General features: G+C 39.9%; 19 protein-coding genes. 11 read left to right on the forward strand and 8 right to left on the reverse strand.

Features of this window, described 5'->3' with window-relative positions; all coding sequences use genetic code 11:
- The first annotated feature begins 131 nt into the window (after window positions 1-131).
- The 8 genes from GNF10_RS16145 (at window position 132) to GNF10_RS16180 (ending at window position 9,945) form a co-directional block, all read left to right on the forward strand.
- A complete protein-coding gene (locus GNF10_RS16145; protein ID WP_185581711.1) occupies window positions 132-974 on the forward strand; it encodes a hypothetical protein in 843 nt (280 codons plus the stop codon).
- A gap of 18 nt (window positions 975-992) precedes the next feature.
- The gene (locus GNF10_RS16150) at window positions 993-2,156 is read left to right on the forward strand and encodes a glycosyltransferase family 4 protein (protein WP_185581710.1); all 1,164 of its coding nucleotides are present in this window, start codon (window positions 993-995) and stop codon (window positions 2,154-2,156) included.
- Between the two features lie 310 nt (window positions 2,157-2,466).
- Complete coding sequence (locus tag GNF10_RS16155; RefSeq protein ID WP_185592478.1) at window positions 2,467-4,788, forward strand: ATP-binding cassette domain-containing protein; 2,322 nt, start codon at window positions 2,467-2,469, stop codon at window positions 4,786-4,788.
- Window positions 4,789-4,792: 4 nt separating this feature from the next.
- On the forward strand, window positions 4,793-6,004 hold the full coding sequence (locus GNF10_RS16160) for a glycosyltransferase family 4 protein (RefSeq protein ID WP_185581568.1): 1,212 nt from the start codon (window positions 4,793-4,795) through the stop codon (window positions 6,002-6,004).
- Window positions 6,005-6,053: 49 nt separating this feature from the next.
- Window positions 6,054-7,013 (forward strand): glycosyltransferase family 10, encoded by a 960-nt coding sequence (locus GNF10_RS16165; RefSeq protein ID WP_185581563.1) that lies wholly within the window; start codon window positions 6,054-6,056, stop codon window positions 7,011-7,013.
- Between the two features lie 3 nt (window positions 7,014-7,016).
- Window positions 7,017-7,997 (forward strand): Npun_R2821/Npun_R2822 family protein, encoded by a 981-nt coding sequence (locus GNF10_RS16170; RefSeq protein WP_185581564.1) that lies wholly within the window; start codon window positions 7,017-7,019, stop codon window positions 7,995-7,997.
- Window positions 7,998-8,000: 3 nt separating this feature from the next.
- Window positions 8,001-8,891 carry an Npun_R2821/Npun_R2822 family protein gene (locus GNF10_RS16175; RefSeq protein WP_185581565.1) on the forward strand — a complete coding sequence of 297 codons (891 nt, stop codon included), beginning with the start codon at window positions 8,001-8,003 and terminating at the stop codon, window positions 8,889-8,891.
- 16 nt (window positions 8,892-8,907) lie between these two features.
- Complete coding sequence (locus GNF10_RS16180) at window positions 8,908-9,945, forward strand: Npun_R2821/Npun_R2822 family protein (RefSeq protein WP_185581566.1); 1,038 nt, start codon at window positions 8,908-8,910, stop codon at window positions 9,943-9,945.
- Between the two features lie 52 nt (window positions 9,946-9,997).
- On the opposite strand, the gene GNF10_RS16185 is transcribed toward GNF10_RS16180, so the two are convergent.
- From GNF10_RS16185 to GNF10_RS16200, 4 genes are all read right to left on the reverse strand, one after another.
- On the reverse strand, window positions 9,998-10,882 hold the full coding sequence (locus GNF10_RS16185; RefSeq protein ID WP_185592476.1) for a hypothetical protein: 885 nt from the start codon (window positions 10,880-10,882) through the stop codon (window positions 9,998-10,000).
- A 354-nt stretch (window positions 10,883-11,236) separates the two neighbouring features.
- On the reverse strand, window positions 11,237-11,611 hold the full coding sequence (locus tag GNF10_RS16190; protein WP_185581819.1) for a hypothetical protein: 375 nt from the start codon (window positions 11,609-11,611) through the stop codon (window positions 11,237-11,239).
- A gap of 26 nt (window positions 11,612-11,637) precedes the next feature.
- A complete protein-coding gene (locus GNF10_RS16195) occupies window positions 11,638-13,362 on the reverse strand; it encodes an AarF/ABC1/UbiB kinase family protein (RefSeq protein WP_185581820.1) in 1,725 nt (574 codons plus the stop codon).
- 635 nt (window positions 13,363-13,997) lie between these two features.
- Complete coding sequence (locus GNF10_RS16200) at window positions 13,998-16,589, reverse strand: M1 family metallopeptidase (RefSeq protein WP_185586659.1); 2,592 nt, start codon at window positions 16,587-16,589, stop codon at window positions 13,998-14,000.
- A gap of 553 nt (window positions 16,590-17,142) precedes the next feature.
- Between GNF10_RS16200 and GNF10_RS16205 the strand changes: the two genes are divergently transcribed.
- Entirely contained in the window at window positions 17,143-18,822 is a 1,680-nt protein-coding gene (locus tag GNF10_RS16205; RefSeq protein ID WP_185586660.1) for a DUF3352 domain-containing protein, read from the forward strand.
- Between the two features lie 133 nt (window positions 18,823-18,955).
- Here the strand turns inward: GNF10_RS16205 and mscL are convergent, their stop codons facing one another.
- On the reverse strand, window positions 18,956-19,390 hold the full coding sequence (mscL, locus tag GNF10_RS16210; RefSeq protein WP_185586661.1) for a large conductance mechanosensitive channel protein MscL: 435 nt from the start codon (window positions 19,388-19,390) through the stop codon (window positions 18,956-18,958).
- A gap of 254 nt (window positions 19,391-19,644) precedes the next feature.
- Here mscL and GNF10_RS16215 point away from each other — a divergent pair, with 254 nt between their 5' ends.
- Both GNF10_RS16215 and GNF10_RS16220 read left to right on the forward strand, forming a co-directional pair.
- Window positions 19,645-20,568: a class I SAM-dependent methyltransferase gene (locus tag GNF10_RS16215; RefSeq protein WP_185586662.1), complete on the forward strand. Its 924-nt coding sequence runs from the start codon at window positions 19,645-19,647 to the stop codon at window positions 20,566-20,568.
- Window positions 20,561-21,529 (forward strand): PrsW family intramembrane metalloprotease, encoded by a 969-nt coding sequence (locus GNF10_RS16220; RefSeq protein WP_185586663.1) that lies wholly within the window; start codon window positions 20,561-20,563, stop codon window positions 21,527-21,529. The genes GNF10_RS16215 and GNF10_RS16220 overlap by 8 nt, the downstream gene beginning before the upstream one ends.
- 63 nt (window positions 21,530-21,592) lie before the next feature.
- Here GNF10_RS16220 and GNF10_RS16225 read toward each other — a convergent pair whose 3' ends face one another.
- The 3 genes from GNF10_RS16225 to cysK form a co-directional block, all read right to left on the reverse strand.
- Entirely contained in the window at window positions 21,593-22,465 is an 873-nt protein-coding gene (locus GNF10_RS16225) for a 6-carboxytetrahydropterin synthase (RefSeq protein ID WP_185586664.1), read from the reverse strand.
- A 118-nt stretch (window positions 22,466-22,583) separates the two neighbouring features.
- Window positions 22,584-23,285, reverse strand: coding sequence for a J domain-containing protein (locus GNF10_RS16230; RefSeq protein WP_185586665.1), 702 nt, complete (start codon window positions 23,283-23,285; stop codon window positions 22,584-22,586).
- Between the two features lie 15 nt (window positions 23,286-23,300).
- Window positions 23,301-24,263, reverse strand: coding sequence for a cysteine synthase A (gene cysK, locus GNF10_RS16235; protein WP_185586666.1), 963 nt, complete (start codon window positions 24,261-24,263; stop codon window positions 23,301-23,303).
- Window positions 24,264-24,271 lie beyond the last annotated feature (8 nt).

Genomic DNA, 24,271 nt, shown 5'->3' on the forward strand with positions numbered 1-24,271 from the left:
TCAATATTCAAATTCATATTTTGCTGATCTTTACTCTATCGAATTTGACTATAACTCAAACTAGAGTAAGATTTTATGACAATAAATACCTATCTAATTTTCCAAGTCAACAAAAATTATTCATTTGATTTATGTCAACACCAACTAAAGGTTTTATTACAATTCTAACTGGGCTTTATTCGTTTCAAGATTGTATTCATTTTTTAGCAGCAGTCAGAAAGTTTCATCAAGAGCCGATCATTATTTTAATTGACCAAGTTCCAATAGTTCTTTATCCCTTGCTAAAGGCATTCAAAAATGTAATTTTAAAACCAGCACCTGCAAACGAAAATACTGTTTTAGCATCGCGGCAAGCAAAATTGGCTCTATATGAGGCTTCTGAGTTTGATAAAACGATTTACCTAGATTCGGATATTTGTTTACTTACAAATATCAATGATGTATTTGACTATTTAGATGAATATGAATTTTTACTAACAGAAGATGTGCAACCTTCTATTCTTAAGGCTACAAACTTATTACGTGGTAAACAAGAAGACCTTTTGCCAAATGTTCTGCCAATTTTGCAATCGGTAGGATTACCATTACAAGCAGATAGTGTGCAGTATAATGGCGGTTTTATGGCTTTTCGGAAAACAGAAGTAACCAAAGTATTTTTTGACGAATTTAAACGTTATTTTGAGATTGTCAAAAACAATCAAGATAAATTACTTTTAAAAGATCAAGGGGCTTTTGCTTCTGCGATCGCATCTGTACGCCCTCATAAAAAAACCTTACCACCAACCTATAATTATCTCAGTAAGTGGCAGGATGCTTATGATATTCAGGATACAATTAAAGTTCTTCACTGTACTTATCCTTATCGTCCTCAATATGCTAAAGATATTAGTCGCTCCTTATATACAAGGGTTTTTGACAGATTCGCTAAAGTATTTTTACCGAATCAAGTTACAAATCCTTGGCGCATTAAATAAAAATTAAGTATAAAAACAGTGAAAAAATTTTCCAAGATATCGCTGTTAGTTTCAGATTTATCAAGTGCAGCTATTTTGCGTGCATACTTGATAGCAACAGCCCTAAGGAACTTAGAATATGAAGTTGAAATTATGGGGTTTTTATTTGGAAATAACTTATATCGAAATTTACCATCAGAATTAAACGTTTATAATTTGCCAGGTAAAAATTTTCCCGATTTCTTTGGAGAAATTAACAAATTTTTACCAAAGATTAATGGAGATATAATTTATGCAATCAAGCCACAAATAGCGAGTTTTGGGGTTGCTCTACTAAAGAAAATATTTAGCCAAAAAGCCTTAATTTTAGACATAGATGATTGGGAACTCAGTTGGTATGGTGGCGATGACTGGCATTATCGTTTCACACCCAAGCAATTAGCGAGAGACTTATTGAAATCAGACGGCGCACTTAGGAATCCTTATCATCCTTTGTACGTGAAATGGATGGAAGGTTTGGTAAGTAGTGCTGATGCGGTGACGGTGCATACTAACTTTTTGCAGCAGCGTTTTGGGGGTACATTTGTTCCCAATGGTAAAGATACTGCTTTATTTGATCCTGCTCGATATGATGCTGAGTCCAGCAGAAATCGTTATGGTTTATCTGAATATCGTATTTTAATGTTTCCTGGTGCGCCAAGACCCTACAAAGGTCTAGAAGATGTTCTCATAGCGCTCGATAAAATCAATCAACCAGACTTAAGACTAGTGATTGTAGGTGGCAGTCCTTATGATGATTACGATCAGCAACTTCAACAAAAGTGGGGACGCTGGATTATCAAATTACCAAAATATCCAGCGGATGTAATGCCTGATTTAGTAGCAGCGGCTCACATTGTAGTTGTTCCCCAACGAGATACCCCAGAAACTCGCGCTCAATTTCCCCTGAAGTTGACAGATGGAATGGCAATGGCTAAACCTGTATTATCAACGCGCGTTGGAGATATTCCCAAAATATTAGGTGATACTGGTTATTTAGTCGATCCTGCTTGTCCTGAACAGATTGCTGAACAGATTCAATGGATTTTTCAGAATTTAGAGTCAGCAAACCAGCAAGGTCTCAACGCAAGGAAAAGATGTGTAGAACACTATAGTATAGAGGCTATGGCTTCGGTGTTAAAATCGGTAATTTCTCGGTTGTAAATATTAATATAGAAGGAAGCGTAAATTGAAGAAAGTGGGAGGTAGAGGAACTTTTCTGTCGGGGGTTCAATCTGGGAGAAATTGAGGCTACACAGAAGTTGTGAGGACTCAAACCAGAAGCTCAATTTGATGGCGGCAGGAAAAAATCGCTTTTGTAATCTTTCCTTGCGATAGGGCAATATTCTTCCAGCAATAACTGCCTCTTTTATTGGAATATTGAAAATTATTTAGTTTGTCTATTTGATATTAGCAAGTTTGGCAACTAATTTGTGAATAATATTAATAATTGAAAATTGCATAGAAATACCCAATGTCTACCAGAAAACTGCTATTACGATTCGCTAGACCCTATCCAGGTTTGATTCTGCTGACAATATTGTTAGGATTTTCTGGAGCTTTATTTAATGGGATTAGCACCGCTTTAATTGTGCCAGTAGTTTTAAAAATCGTGGGGCAAGAAGTAGATTTAAGTACTGCTCCTCCTATTCTAAAAACGATGATATCTCCATTTGATAATACTCCAGAACCTTACCGGATAGGAGTAATGGCTGGGGCGATTATCTTTACAATTATTTTAAAGAATTTAGCTACTTATGCCAGTTCCTTAGCATCGAGTTCTTTAACCCGAAAGCTAACATCAGATATGCGCGAAACTGGGTTAAAGCTATTACTAGAAATTGATATAGATTATTATGCCAAAACTAAGGTTGGTGATTTAATCAACCGTCTTGGTGGAGAAATTGGTCGGTCTGCAAGTTCTATAGGTAGTATCGTCAGGTTAGTTATCCTGGCAATCACAATTCTAGTTTTTGTCAGTTTGTTGCTGTCAATTTCTTGGCAGTTGACAATTGCTGCTACGCTTTTGTTATCGTTGGTGACGTTAGTAAATCAGTATGCTATTTCCCGGTCGAGAAATTTTGGGAAACAGCTGAGTGAGATGTCTAGAGCATATTCAGTCTCTGTACTGGAAACTCTGAACGGAATTCGATTGGTAAAATCGACGGGAAATGAAGAAAAAGAATATCAACGGATTAAAAAACTAATTCGCGATCGCGAATTAGCAGATTTCCAATCTCAAGTTAATTCGGAAGCCATTACACCTCTAAGTGAGGTGATGGGTATTACAGCTTTACTGCTGATTGTACTTTTGAGCAAAACCTTCTTTGCTCAACAGGTTTCTTCTCTTTCTACCGTACTCCTGACATATTTATTAGTGCTGCTGCGAGTGCTGCCATTGATTTCTCAGTTAAATACTATTCGCAGCAACTTCGCTAGTACCGCAGCTAGTGTGGATGTGACGAATGAGTTTTTAAGCTTGCACGATAAGCCGTTCATGGAGAAAGGTAAGATTCCCTACACAAAATTAGAAGAGGGAGTATCTTTTAATTCTCTTTGCTTTGCCTACCCTGGTCATGAAAAGTTGGTACTCAAAGATGTAAATTTATATTTACCGCGTGGTACGACCTTAGCATTGGTAGGCGGTTCTGGGGCTGGTAAATCTACTTTGGCAGACCTTTTACCCAGATTTTATGACCCGATCGCTGGCAGTATTACCATTGACGGCACCGATTTACGGGAGTTCGAGCTAGTATCCCTACGGAAGCGGATGGGGATTGTCAGTCAAGATACCTTTCTTTTTAATGACTCGGTGCAAAATAACATCGCTTATGGGCGAGCAGAGGCTACTGACGATGAGATTTTGACGGCAGCAAAGCGGGCAAATGCTTATGAGTTTATTAGCAAATTGCCTCAAGGATTTGACACCCTAATTGGCGATCGCGGCGTAATGTTGTCTGGTGGACAAAGGCAAAGATTAGCGATCGCCCGCGCCCTGCTCCAAAATCCCGAAATTCTGATTTTAGATGAGGCCACCAGCGCTTTAGATACGGTTTCCGAACGATTAGTACAATCTGCTCTTGACGATCTTAGTCGCGATCGCACCACCCTAGTAATTGCTCACCGCCTTTCCACAGTCCAAAAAGCCGATCAAATAGCTGTGTTAGATCAAGGACAGGTGGTAGAAGTGGGAACCCATGAAGAACTTTTGCAAAAAGGTGCTTACTATTCACGCTTGTACTCCATGCAATTTAGCGACCGCCCTAATAAAAACTTGATTCAGACAAAAATTATTAAGGCAATGCGCCTAAACTCAAAGAAATTTGTTGATCGTCCTGAAGCCGCTACTAAACACAATCAAAGCTTGCTCCGTATCTCTCACGAAATTCGGACACAGTTGAACTCAATGATTGGATTACTGCGCTTATTGCTTGATGATCTGGAAAACGATTCTCAAGAACGGCAAAAATTAATTGAAGAATCTTACAAATCAGCCTGGAGAATTATCAACACCATTGATATTTTTGAGGATGTGATGAACTTACAAATAAAGGGGCAGATTCTCTCAAATTCTGACCAAAATCAAAATATCATAAGCGACTATTATCAAAGCTTTAATCATCTCTCCATTGAGTTTAGAACTTCTCTTAATCTCATACTTAGCTCTCTCCGCTCTCTAGCAGATAATTTGATAGACACTCCCCAAGAGCCAAATGAATTAATTAGTGAAACTTATGAATCTACTATATGTCTTCTGAATAATTTAGAAAAATTTGAGGATAGTATTAATGTCTAAAATTATGAAAAATAATACTTTAAAAAAACACTACATTTTTTTCATTGGTGAAGAATTACCCCAGCCGGAGGCTCACCTAGTACAGTCTACAAATGCAGCTAATGCTGCCGCTAACTTGGGATACTCAACAGTTTTGGTATACCCTGATAAAGGAGCAAAAGCTAATAACCCAATTAATTTCTTGCGTCCTTTTCAACCGAGAAAAACACCAACAGAACTTATTGAATATTACAATCTCCATGACAAATTAAAAGTTGCTCCATTACCGATGCCTTGGCCAATTGACCATTTTGCGAGCAAATTTACTGACTCCAACACCATTGCAAGCAAATACTATTTACCATTTCATATACTTCCAACTACTAAACTTGTCCACAGTCGCAACTGGAATTTTGTTAAAGCTGCCATCAAAAATGGCATTCCGGCAATTTATGAACACCACCACCATGAAGAGAAACCATTTGAGCAAGAAATTGTTACAAATCCATTGTTACAAATAGCTGTCACCGTTGTAGAAACAATCCGTGAAAGCATGATTAAAAATGGAATGCCGCCAGAAAAAGTAATTAAGCTGCACAATGGTTTCAATCGCTTGTTTATGCAGAGACAACCAGAAAAAGCCACAGAATGGCGGCAAAAACTATTGCGAGATGAAAATCAAAAATTGGTAGTTTATGCGGGAGCATTACAGCAATTTAAAGGTATTGATGTACTAATTGATGTGGCTAATGAAATGCCTAATGTGCAATTTGCCTGTGCGGGTGGTAAGCCAGCAGAAGTAGAATATTATCAGCAATTGGTAAAAGAGAAACAGGTTTCAAATATTCAATTTTTGGGCTATGTCTTGCATAATGAGTTAGCATCTTTGCTACAAGCAGCAGATGTTTTAGCTCACCCTCATTGTTCCGGAAAAGCGGCAACTTTCACATCTCCTTTAAAGCTGTTTGACTACTTCGCCTCTGGAACTCCCATTGTCTCGACGGAAATTCCTTCATTAGTTGAGTTTCAAAATACAAAAGCGATCGCTGCTTGGTGTGAACCAGATAACCCCAGCAAATTTGCCGAAAGTCTGAAGCAGGTTTTAGAAACTCATCCTAGAAGAATAGAAGGTTATCCAGATAGTATCGAATTTGTCAAGCAGTTTTCTTGGGAAAATCGAGCCGCAAAAATCCTTAGTTATGTTGATGAATCTTTACTTCCTCAACTTATCGTATAAGGAAAATAACTAATAACAAATGACAAATGACAAATGACTAATAACTAAAATGACTATAAAAACTGTAGGGATGATTAGCAGCTATCGAGGTTTAGAAACTAGAGCCGATTGGCTGTGGCAACAAACCCCGCATCAATTTGGAGTTTGGGGCAATATGCAAATGCAGGCACTAGCAAGCAAACCAGATTTTCTACTGATGTATCAATTTGATTTTCCCCAAGCAGCGCCACAAAAATCTTGGTTAGATAGCTTTCGCAAACGGCAGCAAAAATCAGTAGTAAATGTTGATTCTCTACTGCGTGGTGTCAACAAAGAGCGGATTATTTATTTGCTAAGAGAACCACCTTTAGATGAAATTGTCGAAATAACTAATCATAATTATCAACAAGCCCAGAAGTATTGCGGCTACATTTCTGGCCCCGATGATTTTGCCCCAACTCCTGACTATATGCCTGCTATTTGGTATCACTCAAATTCATTTCAAGATTTAAATGAAATGCCACCACCTCAAAAGGTTGCCCCATGTAGTTGGATTACTTCGGGAATTAGTCGTACAGCCAAACATCGCCAGCGTTTAGACTTTTTACAATCGCTACAATCTAGTGGCGTGAAATTTGATTTATATGGGCGTAACTTACCAGAATCGGCTAAAAAATCGGGAGAATTAGGTAATAAATGGTATGGGATGGCACCATACTATTACAATTTGGCAATTGAAAATTATGCTGATAATAATTGGTATGTCAGTGAGAAACTTTGGGATAGTTTACTTGCCTGGTGTCTACCAATTTACTATGGTGGCCCGGCTGCTGATAAATTATTGCCACCCGGTAGTTTTTTGCGGTTGCCCAGTTTAGATGAAAAAGGTATTGCCTACATCAAAGAAGTGACAGCAACACCTGATGCTTGGTATGCTGCCAAAGATGCGATCGCAGAAGCACGTCAAATCATTTTACATAAATTAAACTTACTTAACTGGTTATCAAACTTTGTTGACCAACACTCATAAATTATGAATGGTATTTGTACCCTTGGCAATGATTATGTTTTCGATCAACTGGTGGCTTTGCTCAACAGTATTGATGTTATTTTAGGTTCAGAAACTCCTGTTTGTATCTATCCTTTCGACGATCAGACACAGCGAATTGCTGATGAAATAGCTAAACGCCCTAATGTATTTCTTTACGATAATCAAGAATCAATCGACCGTTGGGATCAATTTATGCTCTCAGCAGCACCAGAGCGATTGAATCGGAGTAAATCACGTTTGTATGGCGCTCACCGCCGTTTTTGCGCCTTTGATGGGCCATTCGATAAATTTATCTATTTAGATGCAGACACCTTGGTGATGAATTCTCTGGCATCGGTGTTTGAAAAGCTAGATACTTATGATTTTGTTGTCTACGATTTCCAATTTAAAGACGTTAGTAAGATATATAATGTAAAGTCGCCAAAATTACTAGAAGTTTTCGAGCAAAAACGAATTGATTCTGAAATCTTTTGCTCAGGTTTCTATGGCGCAAAACGAGGAATATTTAACTCAGAACAAAGAGCTTTGCTGATATCGCATTTACAAAATGGTGAGGCGGAAATTTTGTATGGTGGTGCTGGAGAACAACCACTGATAAATTACATGGTAATGAGGTCTAATCTTTCTATTTATAACTTTGCTCGTCAACTACCAGATAATGCAAAGACAGGATGTTCTGCCACATCTAAGCACTTCGAGGAACGAGAACACCTTCTTTATGACAAAGGTAATCGGCTAACCTACCTTCATTATATTGGTATCCCTCCTAATATTAATCAAGCAGTCTGCGCTGGAGAAAATATTGATTTTCCCTATCGAGATTTATTTCTCTACTATCGTTACTTAAACGAACCACATAAGCGTCCCATCTTTCAAAACCCTCCTAAGAATTATAATGACGCTCCAGTACCAAATTTACTTACAAGAGCTTTGCGAAAACTTAAGTTAATTAACCAAGGATAATTTATGAGTAGGGGAATTTATATTGTTGCCAATGACCGGGTTATTGATAATGCGATCGCTTTACTAAATAGTATTCGGTACTATGATCCAGAAGTAACCATCTATCTCATACCATTTAACGAAAATTATCACAAGGTAGCAGAACAGCTTTCTACCTTACACAAAGTGCAAATTTTCCCCGATTTGGAACTTATTGATAAATTTACCAAACGCATCGGAGAAATTTTTGATCGAGATTTCCTCGCCTTACCAAACAAAATGCGTAAACTGGTGGCGTGGTTTGGCCCTTTAGATGAATTTATTTATATTGATACAGATATTGTCGTTTTTGAAAAAATCGCCGACAATTTAGACAAACTTTCAGAAGTCGATTTCTTCTGTTGTGATTACCATCATGCCAATGACAAACTGCGAAATATCTTTTCCCCATTTGTGAAAGAGCAGCAAATTTTTTCTGATGCTCAACTTCAAGATGTTTTTAACAGCGGCTTTTGGGCTTCGAGAAAAGGAGTTATTACTCAAGAACAAATGGATGAAGCTTTGCGCGAGTGTGCAGCGCATCGTGAATATTTCGATTTTTCTGAAGGAGTTACAGACCAACCAATTTTAAATTATCTTGTTCTCAAACTGATTGCCAAACGAGGAAATCTTGTCAAAATTCCTGGTGGTGGGCCTGGTAGTTGGGCAGGTTCACAAAGTTTCCAACAGCAAGATTATGCCCTCTATGACCGAGGACAACGACTAAAATATCTCCACTGGGCTGGTACACGGATGAAAACTGGTAGTCCCTATTGGCAATTGTGGGAACACTATCGCTATCTCCATGAGGGTAAATTTGCTTTCATCTCTAAACTGACTCGCCGTTTATTTCCTTTTGTTGCTGCCCGCACTTAATATTAGGAGTATCCCAATGATTGATGGTATCTACATCCTAGCCAATGATGTTGTCTTTGACCAACTAGTAGCATTGCTCAATAGTATAGAAGCTAATGCTGGTAGGAAAATTCCTATTTGTATACTTCCATATAATCAGCGCTTAGACAAAGTAAAAGCAGAGATTGCATCTAGAGATAATGTCAGCTTATTTGAAGATTCTGATTCCATAGCTTATTGGGATAACTTTGCGACTCAGATATGGAAAAATTATCCTAGAGCGCAAAGAACTTGGCGAGAGTGGGGTTTTTCAGAACTCTATGAGTTACCAATGCACCGCAAATTTTGTGCTGTGGATGGCCCCTTTGATAGATTTATTTATTTTGATGCAGATACCTTGTTAATGGGGCCAGTAGATTATGTATTTGAAAAATTAGATACATCTGATTGGGTAGTCAATGATTTTCAATATAAGTCTGACTTAAAATTTATTTTTGATGGTTCACCAGAGCTTATGCAGCAAATTTTCAATTTAGAAAACTTGCAGGATAAAGTATTTTGTGCTGGTTGGTTTGCGACCAAGAAAAATATTTTTTCTTCAGCGATAAGAGCCGATTTAATGGGCAAATTAATATCGGGTGAGGCAGATGTCATGGCTTTTTTAGCACCTGACCAATCTTTATTTAACTACATGGTGTTGAGAAGTGGAATTTCCTATTATAACTTTGCTTTTTATGACTGCGAGCAGGCAACTGGTAATCACTGGAGTTCTAAATTTGATGTGGTAGATAATATCCTCTATGACCAAGGGCGGAGATTGACCTACTTACACTATATGAGTGTGTCTTCTTCAGGTTTTGTGCGGCTTTGTGGAGGTGAAGATGTAGATATTCCTTACCGTGATGTTTTCTTATATTATCGCTATTTAAAATCACCTGAAAAACGGCCTCAAAGTTTTACCCGCCCAAGCCAGATAACGCTTTTACAAAAGTCTACTAGTAGTTTTATTCAGCAAAGAGTAAACAATATTAAATTAAAGTATCGGAACTTCAAGGATAGAATTAGTGGTTATTAATAACTCAGCAAAGATATGCCGATTAAATCAGCTTCTTGATTTTTTCAAATTTTCATCGGTGATAAAAATTAAAATTACTCAATGCCGCAAGTCTTAAACGTAAGTACCGATAGTAATAACCAATAAATTTATTTAGCTTATGCAATAGCTTTTGGAAAAGTGAATTTTTGTGGTATTCAATCGCTTCGTGCTGTTGAAAATATATCAGGGTCTCATCTGGATTTGCTTGGCCCTTTTTTATTTTTTGCCGTTCTACCCAATCCTTGAAATAAACAATACCGTCCATAGCATCCCATCGAACTAGTACTCCAGCCTTAGCAGCAGCTAATCCTATTGCATAACCCTCAGCACTATAAAAACCATTTAGCTCACAGTAAAGTGCAATAGTTTCCCAGTGCTTAATAAATTCGATTTCCCGCCCATCTTGCCTTGTAACTACAAATAACATTTCCATGACAAACTGAATATTAGTATCTTCTAAATCCAGATCTAGTTTTTGTGCTAATTTGTTCAGAATAGTCAAATCTTTAACTCTATTTGCCTTGAAATCATCATTTGCTGAATTAATATATTCTTGATTGTGTTTGACAATACTGGTACAACTTCTTGCTGTTATACCAGGAAGCCATTTTATATCTGGTTGTAACTTATCTAATATTCTGATATCTGCATCGACAAATATACAAGTATTAAACAGTGATATTGCTTTGGTAATTACAAACCTTTTATCGTGGTAACAACCAATGCTCTGTTGTTCATGTTGAAATGCTAAAACGTTAGTATATATTTTAAATTCTTCTGGCTTATCTGTTAGGACAATTAAATATACTCCTGGCGAATGTTTTGCAATATCTTGAGCTAATAGGAAAGCATGAGAGCGATATCTTTTCCCTAAAGCTAAAGTACAAAAACAAATATCTGATTTCTCTTGGTTCATAAGATTTTATTAGTAAAATAGAATTTAGCTAAGACTTATATTAAAAATATGTTTAGATACATAAAAATCATGTAAATTGTTTTGATTTAAATCAAACACTATGTTCACATATATAATGTGGGGACTGACTACTGTAATATTACCTATTTTCCTCTAATTGCCAAAATTTTATGGAATTCCTAAAAGATGTTAAGACATAAATTAATTGCATCTCTACAAAGCCTTGAAAAAATCTTATTAGAAAAGTATAAATGCTCACCGTAGTTGGTGAGCATTTAAGTTTATTCCTATATTATTGAGGTATTCTAAATCTCAAGACAGTTCAAACAATAACTTAAAGATATTGTAATCAATCTAAGAAAAAGAATCTAAATCTAAAGATTGCATACCTTCACGTTCTATAAAGGTCATCATACTTCCCAACTGCAACCAAACTAATAAACAAGTAAACAAACTAATTGGTAGGCCGACTCCTAAAGCCAACATGGAGGGAAAGCCAAATATCTCTAAGCCTGAAGACAGAAATATACAAGTCCCGCCAGTGATACCGATAAATGGTACAAGTAATTGTTTTAGAGAGGAACGTGGTTCAGTATTTTCTGCTTTTTCGCTTGGCCAATTCTGCACAATTACTTTCAAAGTGCCAGATAATGCCAAACCAGATGTTAATGCTGTCAAAAAGCCAACGAGTAAGAGGAAATAGGGTGGTTGTAGAGGAAAATAGTACATTATTAAAACTCCTGATTTATAGGTTTTTAGTTTTTAATTGCTGACTCATTTCCAGTAAAAGGCACTAGAAATGTAGCTTTTGGCAGAATAGCCGCCGCGCCTTCTCTAGATAAATTTGTTAAAATGCCGATCGCTGCATTTAATAAACGATCCGGTTTTAAGTCATCTTTAACCAGATTCCACAGGCGTTGGACATCTTCGGTGTGGAGGCGGTCATCTTCAGTGAGAGCCAGCACCAACTGTCGCCGCAAAAACTTGCCTTCTTCCGACATTAAAAATTGGAAACCCATCTGGGCTGTGGGCAATACATCAAAGTTGTTATCGCTACGAGCGATCGCAATTAGATTCTCTAAACGCTGCCACTGAAATTTACCATCTTTGAATAACACATTCAATAATCGCCGCCGTAACTCAGGCGATTCCCCTGTCAGTAACCGCCGTGCTATGTAGGGATAACCCACTTCCACAATTTTGAAATCTGGGTTGAGGCTCAGGGCAATACCTTCTTGAGTCACCAAGGAACGAATAATCAAAGCAAACTTCGCCGGAACTCGGAAAGGATATTCGTACATCAGTTCCGAAAATTCATCGGTAATCGTTTTGAAGTTAAAATGCTTGACATTTTTGCCAATGGCGTTTCCTAGCACCGCTTCTAATGCTGGCACTATCGGGCAAATATTCGTGTCTGGAGTCAGAAATCCTAATTTTACAAAGTCTTCAGCTAAGTCGGTATAGTCTTTATTCACCAAATGCACTAGCGCATCTACTAGTGTTTCTTTGCTGTTTTCTTCCAACTGATCCATCATGCCGAAGTCGATATAAGCCATCCGGCCATCGGGTACAGCAAATAGATTACCGGGATGGGGGTCAGCATGAAAGAAGCCGTGTTCCAACAGCTGTTGCAATCCTGAAGTCACGCCAATTTGGATAATCGCTTCTGGGTCTAAACCTGCTTCGCGGATGCTTTTAGTATCCGTCAGCTTGAAGCCGTTAATCCATTCCAGGGTTAAAACGTGGGTATTGGTATAACGCCAGTAAATTCCTGGGACTTTAACTTGTGGATCGTTGCGGAAATTGCTAGCAAATTTTTCGGCGTTGCGGCCTTCATTTATATAGTCGATTTCTTCAAATAGCTTCGTGCCAAACTCGTCCACGATTAAAGTGAGGTCGTGACCGAGATTCAGGGGCAACCAAGGAGCTACCCAACTCGCACCCCAGCGCAATAAATAGAGGTCGCGGGTAAGAGTTGGGCGTAAGTTTGGGCGTTGCACCTTCACTGCAACTTCTTCGCCACTGATTAGACGACCACGGTATACTTGACCTAAGCTAGCTGCTGCGACTGGGTGAGGTGAGAGTTCGCTAAAACATTCATCAATTGGACGATCTAGCTCGGTTTCAATAATTTTGTAAGCGATCGCATTATCGAAAGGTGGTAACTGATCTTGTAACTTGATCAGTTCTTCTAGAAAATCCTTACGTATTAAGTCAGGTCTGGTGGAGAGGGCTTGACCAACTTTAATAAAAGTCGGGCCGAGGCGGGTGAGCAGTTCTCGTAACTGGATAGCTCGTTTGCCTTTGTTCTGCTCAACTTTGTCTTGCCATTCGTCCCACTTGAGACTGATTATAAATACTGCAAAAGAAGAGATAATTCTCAGCAGTCGCCCCCAGGCTAGCCAAGGACGGTAACTATAATAGCGAGCGATCGCATCTGGATTATAGAGCTTTAGCTGAGTAGCTTGATACTGACCCACGCCTTTATTTGCCTCTTCAACTGAAAAATTTACAATGATTGTTTTTCTAATAAACCCACAAGTTAGTTGTAGGCAAAAGATAGCGGTAGTTTTTTATCTGAAACAACTCGAACTCTGCCTTTCTGGGGTACTGTTCGAGGCAGTTTTAGCCTAAATTACTTCCTAGATTTGTTTATCTTTTTCTTAATTATACTTTATAAAACTACAACTACTTATCCATCTTTTCGGTGATTTTATCTTTTCTTAACCTTATTTTATATAAATATAAATATCTACCTGTATCTGTAAATTTGGGTAGGATATGAAAAATCCGTAACCATGTTTGCTTTCAGCTACATATCACATTAATAAGTAGATAAACTTAAATTAGACAGAAAACGCTCAGGATAAGGATTCACGACTTCTGTGGGAAATCATGAATATTGATATTATGTTTATTTATACCTACCCAATTAAGTGAAACTTATAATGTTCTATGTGTAAAAAATAACTGTTTAAGTAAAATCGACTTTTGTAAGAGAAGTATATTAAGAAGCTTTTTGAATAATAGAAATTAGAGCGTTAAATACAACTTTGGTAATTGGTAGTGGTTTTACCACAATTACCAATTACCAACTTTCAATTATCATCTGCTGTTATTTAGATTTGGCCTCCAAGTTTTCTAAACGGCTTCTCAATTCCTGGTTTTGTTGTTTGAGTTGGTCGAAATCTTCACGCAATTGACGGAGGGTTTTTTCTGAACCGATGTTCTTTTGCACCCTAGAAATTTCTTCTTCAGCATTGCGACGGACACGCCCGTCGGCTGTTTGTTCAGCTAGCGATCGCAAAATTCCGACTGCTTTGGGTGTTTCCATTTGTCCCAATGCTGCTGCTACCGCCACTTGCGTTAAAAAGAAGGTTTCTTTGGCTAGTTCTGCTAGTTTTTCTAAAATCCGTTCCAAATTAACCGGACTTTGGCCTACAGAAATCTTTCCTAAGGCGCGAATTGTAGCTAAACGTAGAGGTTGTGGTATACCGATTTTGGTGTATTCGAGTAGTAGATTTAAAGCTGCTTCCGAGGTTTTGAATTCAGCTAAACCAGCGATCGCACCACTCCGCAATATTTCATTCCAACCCGCCTTTTCTTCTAAAATGCCTTTGAGTTGCTTTAAAACCTTGTCTTCCTTGGGTTTTTCTTCCAAGTTTGCAGATGCGATCGCGCCAATCACACGAGAGGCTGTTGCTTCCACGTAGTAGCTAGGATCGCCCTTTTGCAACAAGCCTCTCACGACTTTATAGCTTTCAGCAGTTTTGATTTGAGCAAGTGCTTCGACTACAGATCGTCGGACGTAAGCATTTTTATCTTTTAATCCCACAACTAAGCCATCAAAGGCTTGATCTAAATTAATTTTAGCTAGTTGTTTGGCCGCTTCCACGCGCACACCCCATAATGGGTCATTTTTGAGGGATGCAGATAGTGCTTTTGTCGCTTCTAACCCGCCTTTTTTCGCTAAAGCTTCTGCTGCATAGATGCGCGAAATTGGGTCGGGGTCAGATTCTAACTGTGCTTTTAACTCTGCTATTGGATACTCTAAAGCTACTGTTTTCAGGTAATTATTTTCAACATCAAAGCTGATAAATTGTGGCTTATTTTCTAAGGGAAAATAAAAGCTTTGTTCTCGTTCATGTACTCTTACTGTGAAAGCTTTCAGTTTCCGAGATTCTTCTTGTTGGGTATAGCCAAAACCAATAGGTATTTTTAAATCAAACAAATCCTTACTGCCATTTTTATCTTCAGCAGCTTGGGTTTGAGTTACCGTAATTTTTGCCAACTTAGCATCCCCATCCCAAGAGTAAGCTACCTTAAAATCGGGATGACCACCACGATAAACGTATTGGTCAAAAAGGAACAAAAGATTATGTCCGGTAGCTTTTTCAATCGCCCTGAGTAAATCTATTGTTTCTACAGTTTTGTGAGCATTATCTTGGACAAATGTTTGGATTGCCTGCCAAAATAACTCATCTCCCAATTGGGATCGAATCATGTGATAAACACAAGATCCTTTTTCGTAGATGTGGCGATCATAAAGTTCAATAGCTTCGCGGTAAACATGCGTTACCATCGGGCGACGGTAGCGGCTGCTATCTTCGCTAATGTAACGACGAGCTTCTAAAAAACGATAGTAAGCTGCTTCTTCTAGACTATATTCCTGTTCTGTCCACATCACCTCAGAATAGGAAGCCATTCCTTCCTTAATCCAAGCATGAGACCAATGCTTAATCACCACCAAATCACCAAACCACTGGTGCGCGAGTTCGTGGACGACTAAACTTTCAGTGTTGCGGTTATCTAAAGCGGCGCGTTCATCCAGCAAACATCTATCTGTTAACAAGGTTGTGGAGGTGTTTTCCATCCCGCCAAAGATGAAGTCATCTACACAAACCTGGGCATATTTCGGGAAAGGATATGGATAACCATACTTTTGGCTCAAAAATTCGATCATCCGGGGAGTTTTGCCCATGCTGCGTTTAGCATCTTCCTCTCGCCCCTTTTCTACGTAGTAGGTGACTGGTTTACCCTTCCACTCATCCCGAATTTCGGCAAAGTCACCTACTGCCAAAGTCATCAAATAGGTAGGATGAACTTGTTGCTGTAACCAATGGTAGATTTTGTCATCACCATCTTCTGTGGTATCAATCAGTTCACCGTTAGAAATCGCTACCAGAGGGTTGGGAACACGAACGCGAATTTCGGAAGTAGACAATTGTCCTGGATAGTCAAAGCAGGGGAACCAAAAGCGAGAGTCTTCGTCTTCTCCTTGAGTCCAAACTTGAGTCGGCTTGTTTGGATAGTGCTTGTCTGGTTGGATAAAATAAATGCCGCGTTGCGGTTTTGTCACCGAATAGGCGATCGCAATCAGCAAGCGTTTACCAATCTGAGTCGTCTCAGAAAGTTGGATAGAAAGCTGTTCCCCGTCGTAGTCAAAATTTTGTGGCACATCGTCCACCTGCACAGACTCGATATTCAGGTTGACAGCATCCAAAGTCAAACGGTCAATGCCATTACGGATTGGCAAGAGGCGAATGCTACAACTGCCCTGATAGCTCTGCTTAGGGATATCTAAGCTGAGATCGAGAAAAATATGCTCCACCTGTCCGGGGCGATCGGGATTGTAGTGTGGTCTTGCTCCCGGTAACTCAAAAGGTTTGTGTCCGTTATTATCTGTATCAAAATAAGACTTCGACATTGATCCTTACTGACCTTGTAATCCTGAAAAGTCTGGCTTGGCTAGATGTAATTAAGCAAAATAGCGGTATCTGTATTTCCCAAATCAATAGGGCAGTATGGGGGTTAAGATTCCCATTGGGGATTGGAGGATTGAAATTGATCTCAACCAAGTTTCCGAAGATCGATTGTCGATCCTGGGACTTTTTTCCATATCCCTCCCGCATTTCCTTTTACTGATGTTTTGCACTTTTTTGTCATCGAGTCAAGTGTCTCTTGCACCTCGATAGATTCTCATTAAGTACAAATACTCCTAATTGTTCTTATAACTTAGGATAACTTGCTGCTGTTAAGCAGGCTATTTTATTTGAGATGAACAGCATATCATTTGCGGATTCGCTCCTCATTCCCTGGGAGTCTTTTTTAGGGTAATTATTTGAGACTGCTAGCTTATAGGACTACTAATTTTATCAGTAAATACCGATCGATGAGCGGAAATTATTAATAAATCCGAAAACTCTACAGTGACACTTGTATAAATCTCGGTGACAATCTGAGCAAAAGAGGATAATAAAATGCCCGAAAGTAAATCAAAGTTTTTCATTCCTGCCGTTGGTGCTGCTCTCGTTGTAGCAGGAAGTATCGCAGCTTATATGTATTTGAAAGGCCCATCAGGAGGTAGCTCAGACGCTCTCGGCAGTGCTAAATTAGTACCTTCAACAGCATTGATGGCAACTTATATTACTACTGATCCTCAAGCTTGGGCAAAGTTACAGCAATTTGGCACTCCAGAGGCACAAAAGTTAGTGGCAAAAGGTCTGGAAGATTTCAATAAGCAAATGTTCAGTGACGGTAACGTTTCTTATGAAAAAGACATAAAGCCTTGGATTGGTGGTGTAATGATTGCGGTACTACCACCAAATTCTGTGAAACCTGCACAGTTAAAAGTGCCATCCGGGGCACCTAATGTACCAACAAATTTACAGCAGGAATCAAATATCCTGATAGTAGTGGGAATCAAGGATAAAATTAGTGCCTTGAATTTTGCTAACAAATTGAAGTCACAAAAAGGGGTGAAATCTCAGGAATCTGACTACCAAGGTCAAAAAATTCTTGAAACTACAGAAAAGGGCAAGCCAACATATAGCGTAGTTTTAAATAATAGTCACTTGATATTAGCCCCCGAAAAGCAAGCTGTAGAAAAAGCAATTGACACCTTTAAGGGAAAGTCTTCTTTTGCCAGTAAAGAAGGTGCAAGCAACATTCTCAGTAAAGGAGTGGATGTTAAAAATAGCCTCGCCCAAATTTATGTACCAGACTACGCAGGTATGGTACAGCAATTAACTGCCGGAAGTCAGCAGGCAAAGCAGTTACCTCCACAAGCCTTGGCGCAACTGAAGCAGATAAAATCTGTGGTAGCGGGCGTTGGTGTTGATGATGCGGGAGTGCGGGTAAAAGCGATCGCTAATTTAGATCCACAGCTGAATAAATTCCAGTATCAATCAAGTCCGGGAAATATAGTCGGGCAATTTCCTACTGATACCTTTGCTCTGATTAGCGGAAATGGCATCAGCCGTGGCTGGGAAACCTTAGTAGAACAGTCAAAAGATTATCCAGAAATGAAGCAGGTTCTGGAGCAAGCACGAGGACAAGTCAAAATTGCCAATATTGACCTGGATAAGGATATTTTTGGTTGGATGAATGGGGAATTTGCCTTTGGTGCTATTCCATCCAATCAAGGAGTGTTAGCCAGTGTTGGTTTTGGCGGTGCTTTAGTATTTGACACTAGCGATCGCAAAACAGCCGAAGCCACCTTGACAAAATTGGATACTTTGGCCAAAGTACAACAAATCAACATCGCCAATAGAAATATCGGTGGTAAAGATGTAACTGAATGGCAAATCCCCAAACAGGGGGCTTTATTGGCGCATGGTTGGCTGGATCAAGATACTGTATTTGTGGCTCTTGGTGGCCCAATTGCTGATGCGATTAGCGATCGCAAAAATCAATCTCTTGATAATAGCGACGCTTTCAAAGCCGTTACTGGTTCATTGCAAAAGCCCAACGGCGGCTATTTCTACCTAGATATGGATAAAACTAAAACTGTACCCCTGGTCAATAGTTTAATCTCATCTGATGCCAATACCGTCACAATCCTCAATTCCATTCGTGGTCTTGGTTTTACTGCTAATAGCCCCGATAAATCCACCAGTGAATTAGAGATGTTGTTAGCTCTCAAACCTTCTGCAAAATAGGGGATTGGGCAGAAGAGGCAGAGGGGAAGGGGAGCAGGGGGACAAGAGGGACAAGGCGGAATTATTGAACAAGTCTCTCCTGTCTCCCTCCTCTTTCTTGCCTCTTCTTCATGCGCCTGATCCCCACTCCCACTTACAACACTTCATGATTCCGAGATTCCAATGTCTGGCTGAGTCTATCCAACGCCACAGTCAGCCTTTCCTGAGCTATAACATTAGCGTCTGATGGTGGGGATTCTACAGGAACATCCTCTTGCCTCTTGAATGTTTGTAAGGTGCGAATTGCTACAAATAAGATCAAGGCAATGATTAAAAAGTCAATGATTGCGCCAAGAAATTGACCGATCGCAATTCCTGGGCCGATAGTGACAGTTCTCCATTCTTTGCCAGTCACGCCAATCAAGGGGTTAATCAATGGCATAATCACATTCTCAACAAAGGAGGTGATAACCCGGCTGAAGGCAGTACCGATGATGACTGCGATCGCTAAATCAATTACATTACCTTTGAAAGCAAATTCTTGAAAATCCCTTAAAAAGCCACTTGCTCTTCTTCTTGCTCTTGCCATACTTGAGACTAAATAAGTTAGTTGTAGTCTTTTTTTATATGGCGCTCAACTTTTTGCCCTCTCTGTTGAGATAGATTTTGGCAATCTTCAATAAAATATATAAATTGGAGAACGGTGTGATTCTCTGGAAAAACATATCACACCAAATTTTCCATATCAAAATTCCATGACATTGTTATATAATTCAATTCATTTCTAGACTGCCGTCCAGCAATTATGTCATAAGTAAAAAAGCTGTGAACGCAAATTAATTTATGACTGCTGCTGTAAAAACTACTCCTGGCTTCGCTTCTCGCTTGGTAAATGGCGTACTGGCAATCAAGCCTTTAGCCAACCTAGCCAAACATCAAGCCCGTCAAATGATGATTAAACGTGCGGAGAGAATTGGCGTACCTTGGACGCAAGAAGTCAAAACACTACAGGCACGTGACTGGAAAGCTGATCTAACTCAAATAGAAAATCCTCAGCTTTCCTACCCTGATTACTACGTCACCTCATTCCATGCCTACGAAACCGGAAATCTCAGTTGGCAAGCCGCTTTTGAAGTAGAACCTGCTGCTTACGCTGTCCACGCTAAGGTTGTGGAAGGCGCTGAAGAAGCGCAAGGCGATCCCATGCTGCGCCAAAGTTACCACAATATTCTAAAAAGCCAAATCCCTAACGAGCCGCAAGATATCTTAGATGTAGGGTGTAGCGTTGGCTTGAGTACTTTTGCTCTACAAGAAATTTATCCCCATGCCAAAATTACAGGCTTGGACTTATCTCCCTACTTCTTAGCTGTTGCCAATTACCGCGCTGGGCAACGCCAAGCTAAAATAAACTGGCTTCATGCCCAAGCTGAATCTACTGGGCTACCAGATGCCTCATTTGATTTAGTCTCAATTTTTCTGATGTGTCACGAGTTACCCCAATCAGCAACCCGACAGATTTTAGCTGAAATGCGGCGCGTGCTGCGTCCAGGCGGCTACTTGGCAATCATGGATATGAATCCCAAGTCTGAAGTTTACAAGAAAATGCCAGCCTATATTTTGACGTTGCTCAAAAGTACTGAACCGTATTTAGATGAATATTTTGCTTTGGATATTGAGCAAGCTTTTGTTGAAGCAGGTTTCCAAACTCCCACTATTACCAACAATACCTACCGTCACCGCACAGTAATTGCTCAGGTGAGTGGTTGATTTTTCTCTACTGCTGTGGGCAGTTCTACCACCGTTGCTGCTGCTAGGCTATTACTACTATCGAGTCCCATTTGCCCCACCTCTGTTAAAGTTACTGATGTTCTTTAGCATCGGGGCAATATCTGGTCTTTTAGCCCTTAGACTTGAATTAAATTTTGAAACTGTAGCCAATTGGATTGTAGATTGGGAACGGATCAAGCGATCGCTTCCTGGTGCAGTTTTGCGGCAGCTTGTGGAAGTAGGTGTAATTGAAGAAGGCTGCAAGTTAGCAGGGGTTGTTGTGCCAACCTACTATCTGCAACGCACGTATCGATTACTTCCCTCAACTGTTTTCCTCTTCACCATAGCCGTTGCCCTTGGATTTACCGCCGAAGAGAACTGGATTTATCTTTTTCACAATACAGGATCAATTCTTGGGCGTACTATTAGCACGCCAGTCCATGCCATGTTCTCTGCGCCTTGGGGATATGCCTTGGGAATGTATATTTCGTCTAAAAATCGGTTACATCAAGACAGGAAGTTCATTTTTCGGGCTTGGCTGAATTCTGTAATCTGTCATTCCCTAGTTAACATTCTATCTAGTGCTTGCAGTTACTCACTAGCGCTATGTTTCCTTAATTATGGTTTATTTCCGTTTTTATTGTGGATGTTTTGGCGACTAGAACAATTACTGCGAAAGGTGCAAGGTAAACCTGTGATTACCCTGATTTCAGAACGTACACCCCAACGCCGTTACTGGCAGAGGGGTTTAGTGCTTTTTGCCCTCGTGCTTGGTGGAAATGCTATTTTTGGGCTGTTTCTCTTAGCCAATAAAATTAGTTTTTTGAATCCATCAAAGCTTTTTGACAGTTATATTTTGTGGTTTATATTTAGTCGCTTTTTGCTAAATCTCTTTTTTGGAGTTTTAGCTTGGGGCATTTATCGCTATTTGCGACATTCCGCCCGTCGCCGATATTTTTAAAATGGGCATTGGGCATGGGGATGAGATAAATTCCCGATGTCCTATGCCTAAATTTACAATTACCTAAACCTGTGCCAATACTGGCTGATTCATGGCTGCACTGACTGAATCTGATTCTGACCCCGTGCAGTAAATTTCGCAGGAGTTATTAGGACTTTCAATCAGTTTTACTTTGTGAAGTTTAGCTCCCAATTCTTGAATAGGCGATCGCAATAAATTACTAATGTAAAGTGCGATATTCTCAGCAGTGGGAACAATTTCGGCAAAGTAGGGAATGTCTTTATTTAAAAAAGTGTGATCGAATGGTTCAACCACATAATCTTCTATCACTTGATTCAAACCCCCTAAATCGACAATCATGCCGGTGCGTGGGTCAATTTCCCCTTTGACGGTGACTTCTAGATGATAATTGTGTCCGTGACCGTGGGGACGGGCGCACTTACCATAAATCTCAGTGTTTTCTTCGTTACTGAGATGAGGATGAGCTAGCCGATGGGCGGCGCTAAAGTGAGTACTGATAGTAAGGTATGCTTCCATTGCGTTTCCTAGATAATCTGCCCAAAGTTCAGGATGTTCAAATAACTGCACACGGACTAAAGGCAAATGCGGTGCTAACCTCTGCCAGATAATCCGGGCAATATTCTCAGTGGTGGGCAGAGTTTGTTGAAATTCTGTCCACGCATCGTTGATATAAGAGAAATCCAATTGACTTGTAACTTCCCGTTTGATTACGTGTTTGACATCAGACAAGTTCAGCACCATACCATACTTATCCAATTCCCCGGCAAGAGAGATAAATAAGACATAGTTATGTCCGTGTCCAGGAAATTTAGAGCAAGCACCAAATTTTTCAATATTCTCGGCTTCACTCAGTTCTGGCAACCAATAGCGATGACTTGCCGAAAACTGGGCGCGGCGATTCACAATACATTGCATGAGTACACTATGAGCAGAATTTAAAATTTCTTAATCTTTTTCTGTTTCCAGCATAAACTAATTTCTTTGTCAGTAGTCATTAGTCATTTGTTATTTGACCATGCCCAATGCCCAATGACTATATAACAGATGCTTGTGCCTCGCAATGTAATCTCGTAGCTATGCGGAATAATTCTTGGCCTGTGTGTAAATAACGCTCATCGTAGCTCAAAGGAAAATAAGCCAACTCGTCAAGTCCATCTGCTACTTGATTGAGGCTGTAATAAAGGTTAGCCGCAGTTCCTGCTAAACTAGAGGGATTTGGCAGAGAGCGAAAAATAATTTGTGCCTGTTTAAGGTCATTTCGACAGGTTTGTAAGTATTCCTGAAATTCATCTAACAACTCATCATCAAAAGGATCGGCAGCTAATTGCTCTATTTGCTCTTCTAGAGAATAGAGAATACCATCAAGTAGATGATTGACTGGTTGATAAACTCGACGCAGCCATTCTTCAACTTGCTCGTCAGCTTCCCGCCCTGTTTTTCGTTTTGTCTGGTAATGCTTTTGCGCCGATGCTGTACGCTGTTGGCGATCGCTATTTAATTTTCGAGAGTCATTTTGCAGTTGTTGGTCGTAATCGCGGCGATTTTGGTTGTCGCCTAAGACCTCATAAGCTGCATTGATGCTAATTATCTGCTCGCGATCAGCTGTGTCCTGATTACTGTCAGGATGAAATAACTTAACCAAGCGGCGATAAGCTTGCTTAATCTCCGCAAGGCTTGCACTTGGACTAACTTTGAGAGTTTCGTAATGGTTAGAAACGTGCTTAGAATTGACCATTAATTCAATGTATCGTTAGCTGATGCTAGCGGCTAACCTTGCCTCCAGGTCTTGGAACAACGGTGTACTCAAATACCTCTCGCCAAAGCTGGGCTGAATCATCACAATTAAACGCCCTTTGTTTTCTTCACGTTGAGCGACGCGAATTGCTGCACATAAAGCGGCTCCACTGGAAATACCAGATAGTAGCCCTTCTTCTTTTGCCAAACGCCGACTATAAGCGATCGCTTCTTCATCGGTGATGGTAATCACTTCATCTATCAATTTTATCTTGAGAACTTGGGGAATAAACCCAGCGCCAATTCCTTGGATTTTGTGTGGCCCTGGCTGTCCCCCAGATAAAACTGGACTATTGGCTGGTTCAACTGCGATCGCTTTAGAACTAGGTTTGCGTGCTTTAATCACTTCTGCTACCCCAGTGATCGTACCACCAGTGCCCACACCCGCCACAACTATATCTACTTGTCCATCAGTATCTTCCCAGATTTCAATAGCTGTAGTTTCTCGATGCACTTTAGCATTAGCTGGATTGCGGAACTGCTGCAACATATAGGTATTTGGCGTACTATTAACTATTTGCTGCGCTCGTCTAATTGCCCCACTCATGCCTTCCATACCTGGCGTTAGTTCCAGTTCTGCTCCATAAGCCCGCAACATTGCCCGACGCTCCCCACTCATGGTCTCTGGCATTGTCAAAATTAATCGATAACCCTTAGCTGCTGCTGCCATTGCTAGGGCAATTCCTGTGTTTCCAGAGGTGGGTTCTACTAATATTGTCTTCTCAGGAGTAATCAGCCCCTCCTCTTCGGCGGCGTTAATCATACTCACCCCAATCCGGTCTTTGACTGATGCCGATGGGTTGAGACTTTCCAGTTTCACCAAAATTTCCGCAACACATCCTTCTGTTTGAGGAATGCGGTTCAACCGAACTAGGGGGGTACGACCAACAAGTTCTGTAATGTTACGAGCAATTCGCATAATTATAG

Origin of the sequence: Nostoc sp. UCD121 (genome assembly GCF_014222285.1) — a bacterium.
GTDB lineage: Bacteria > Cyanobacteriota > Cyanobacteriia > Cyanobacteriales > Nostocaceae > Nostoc.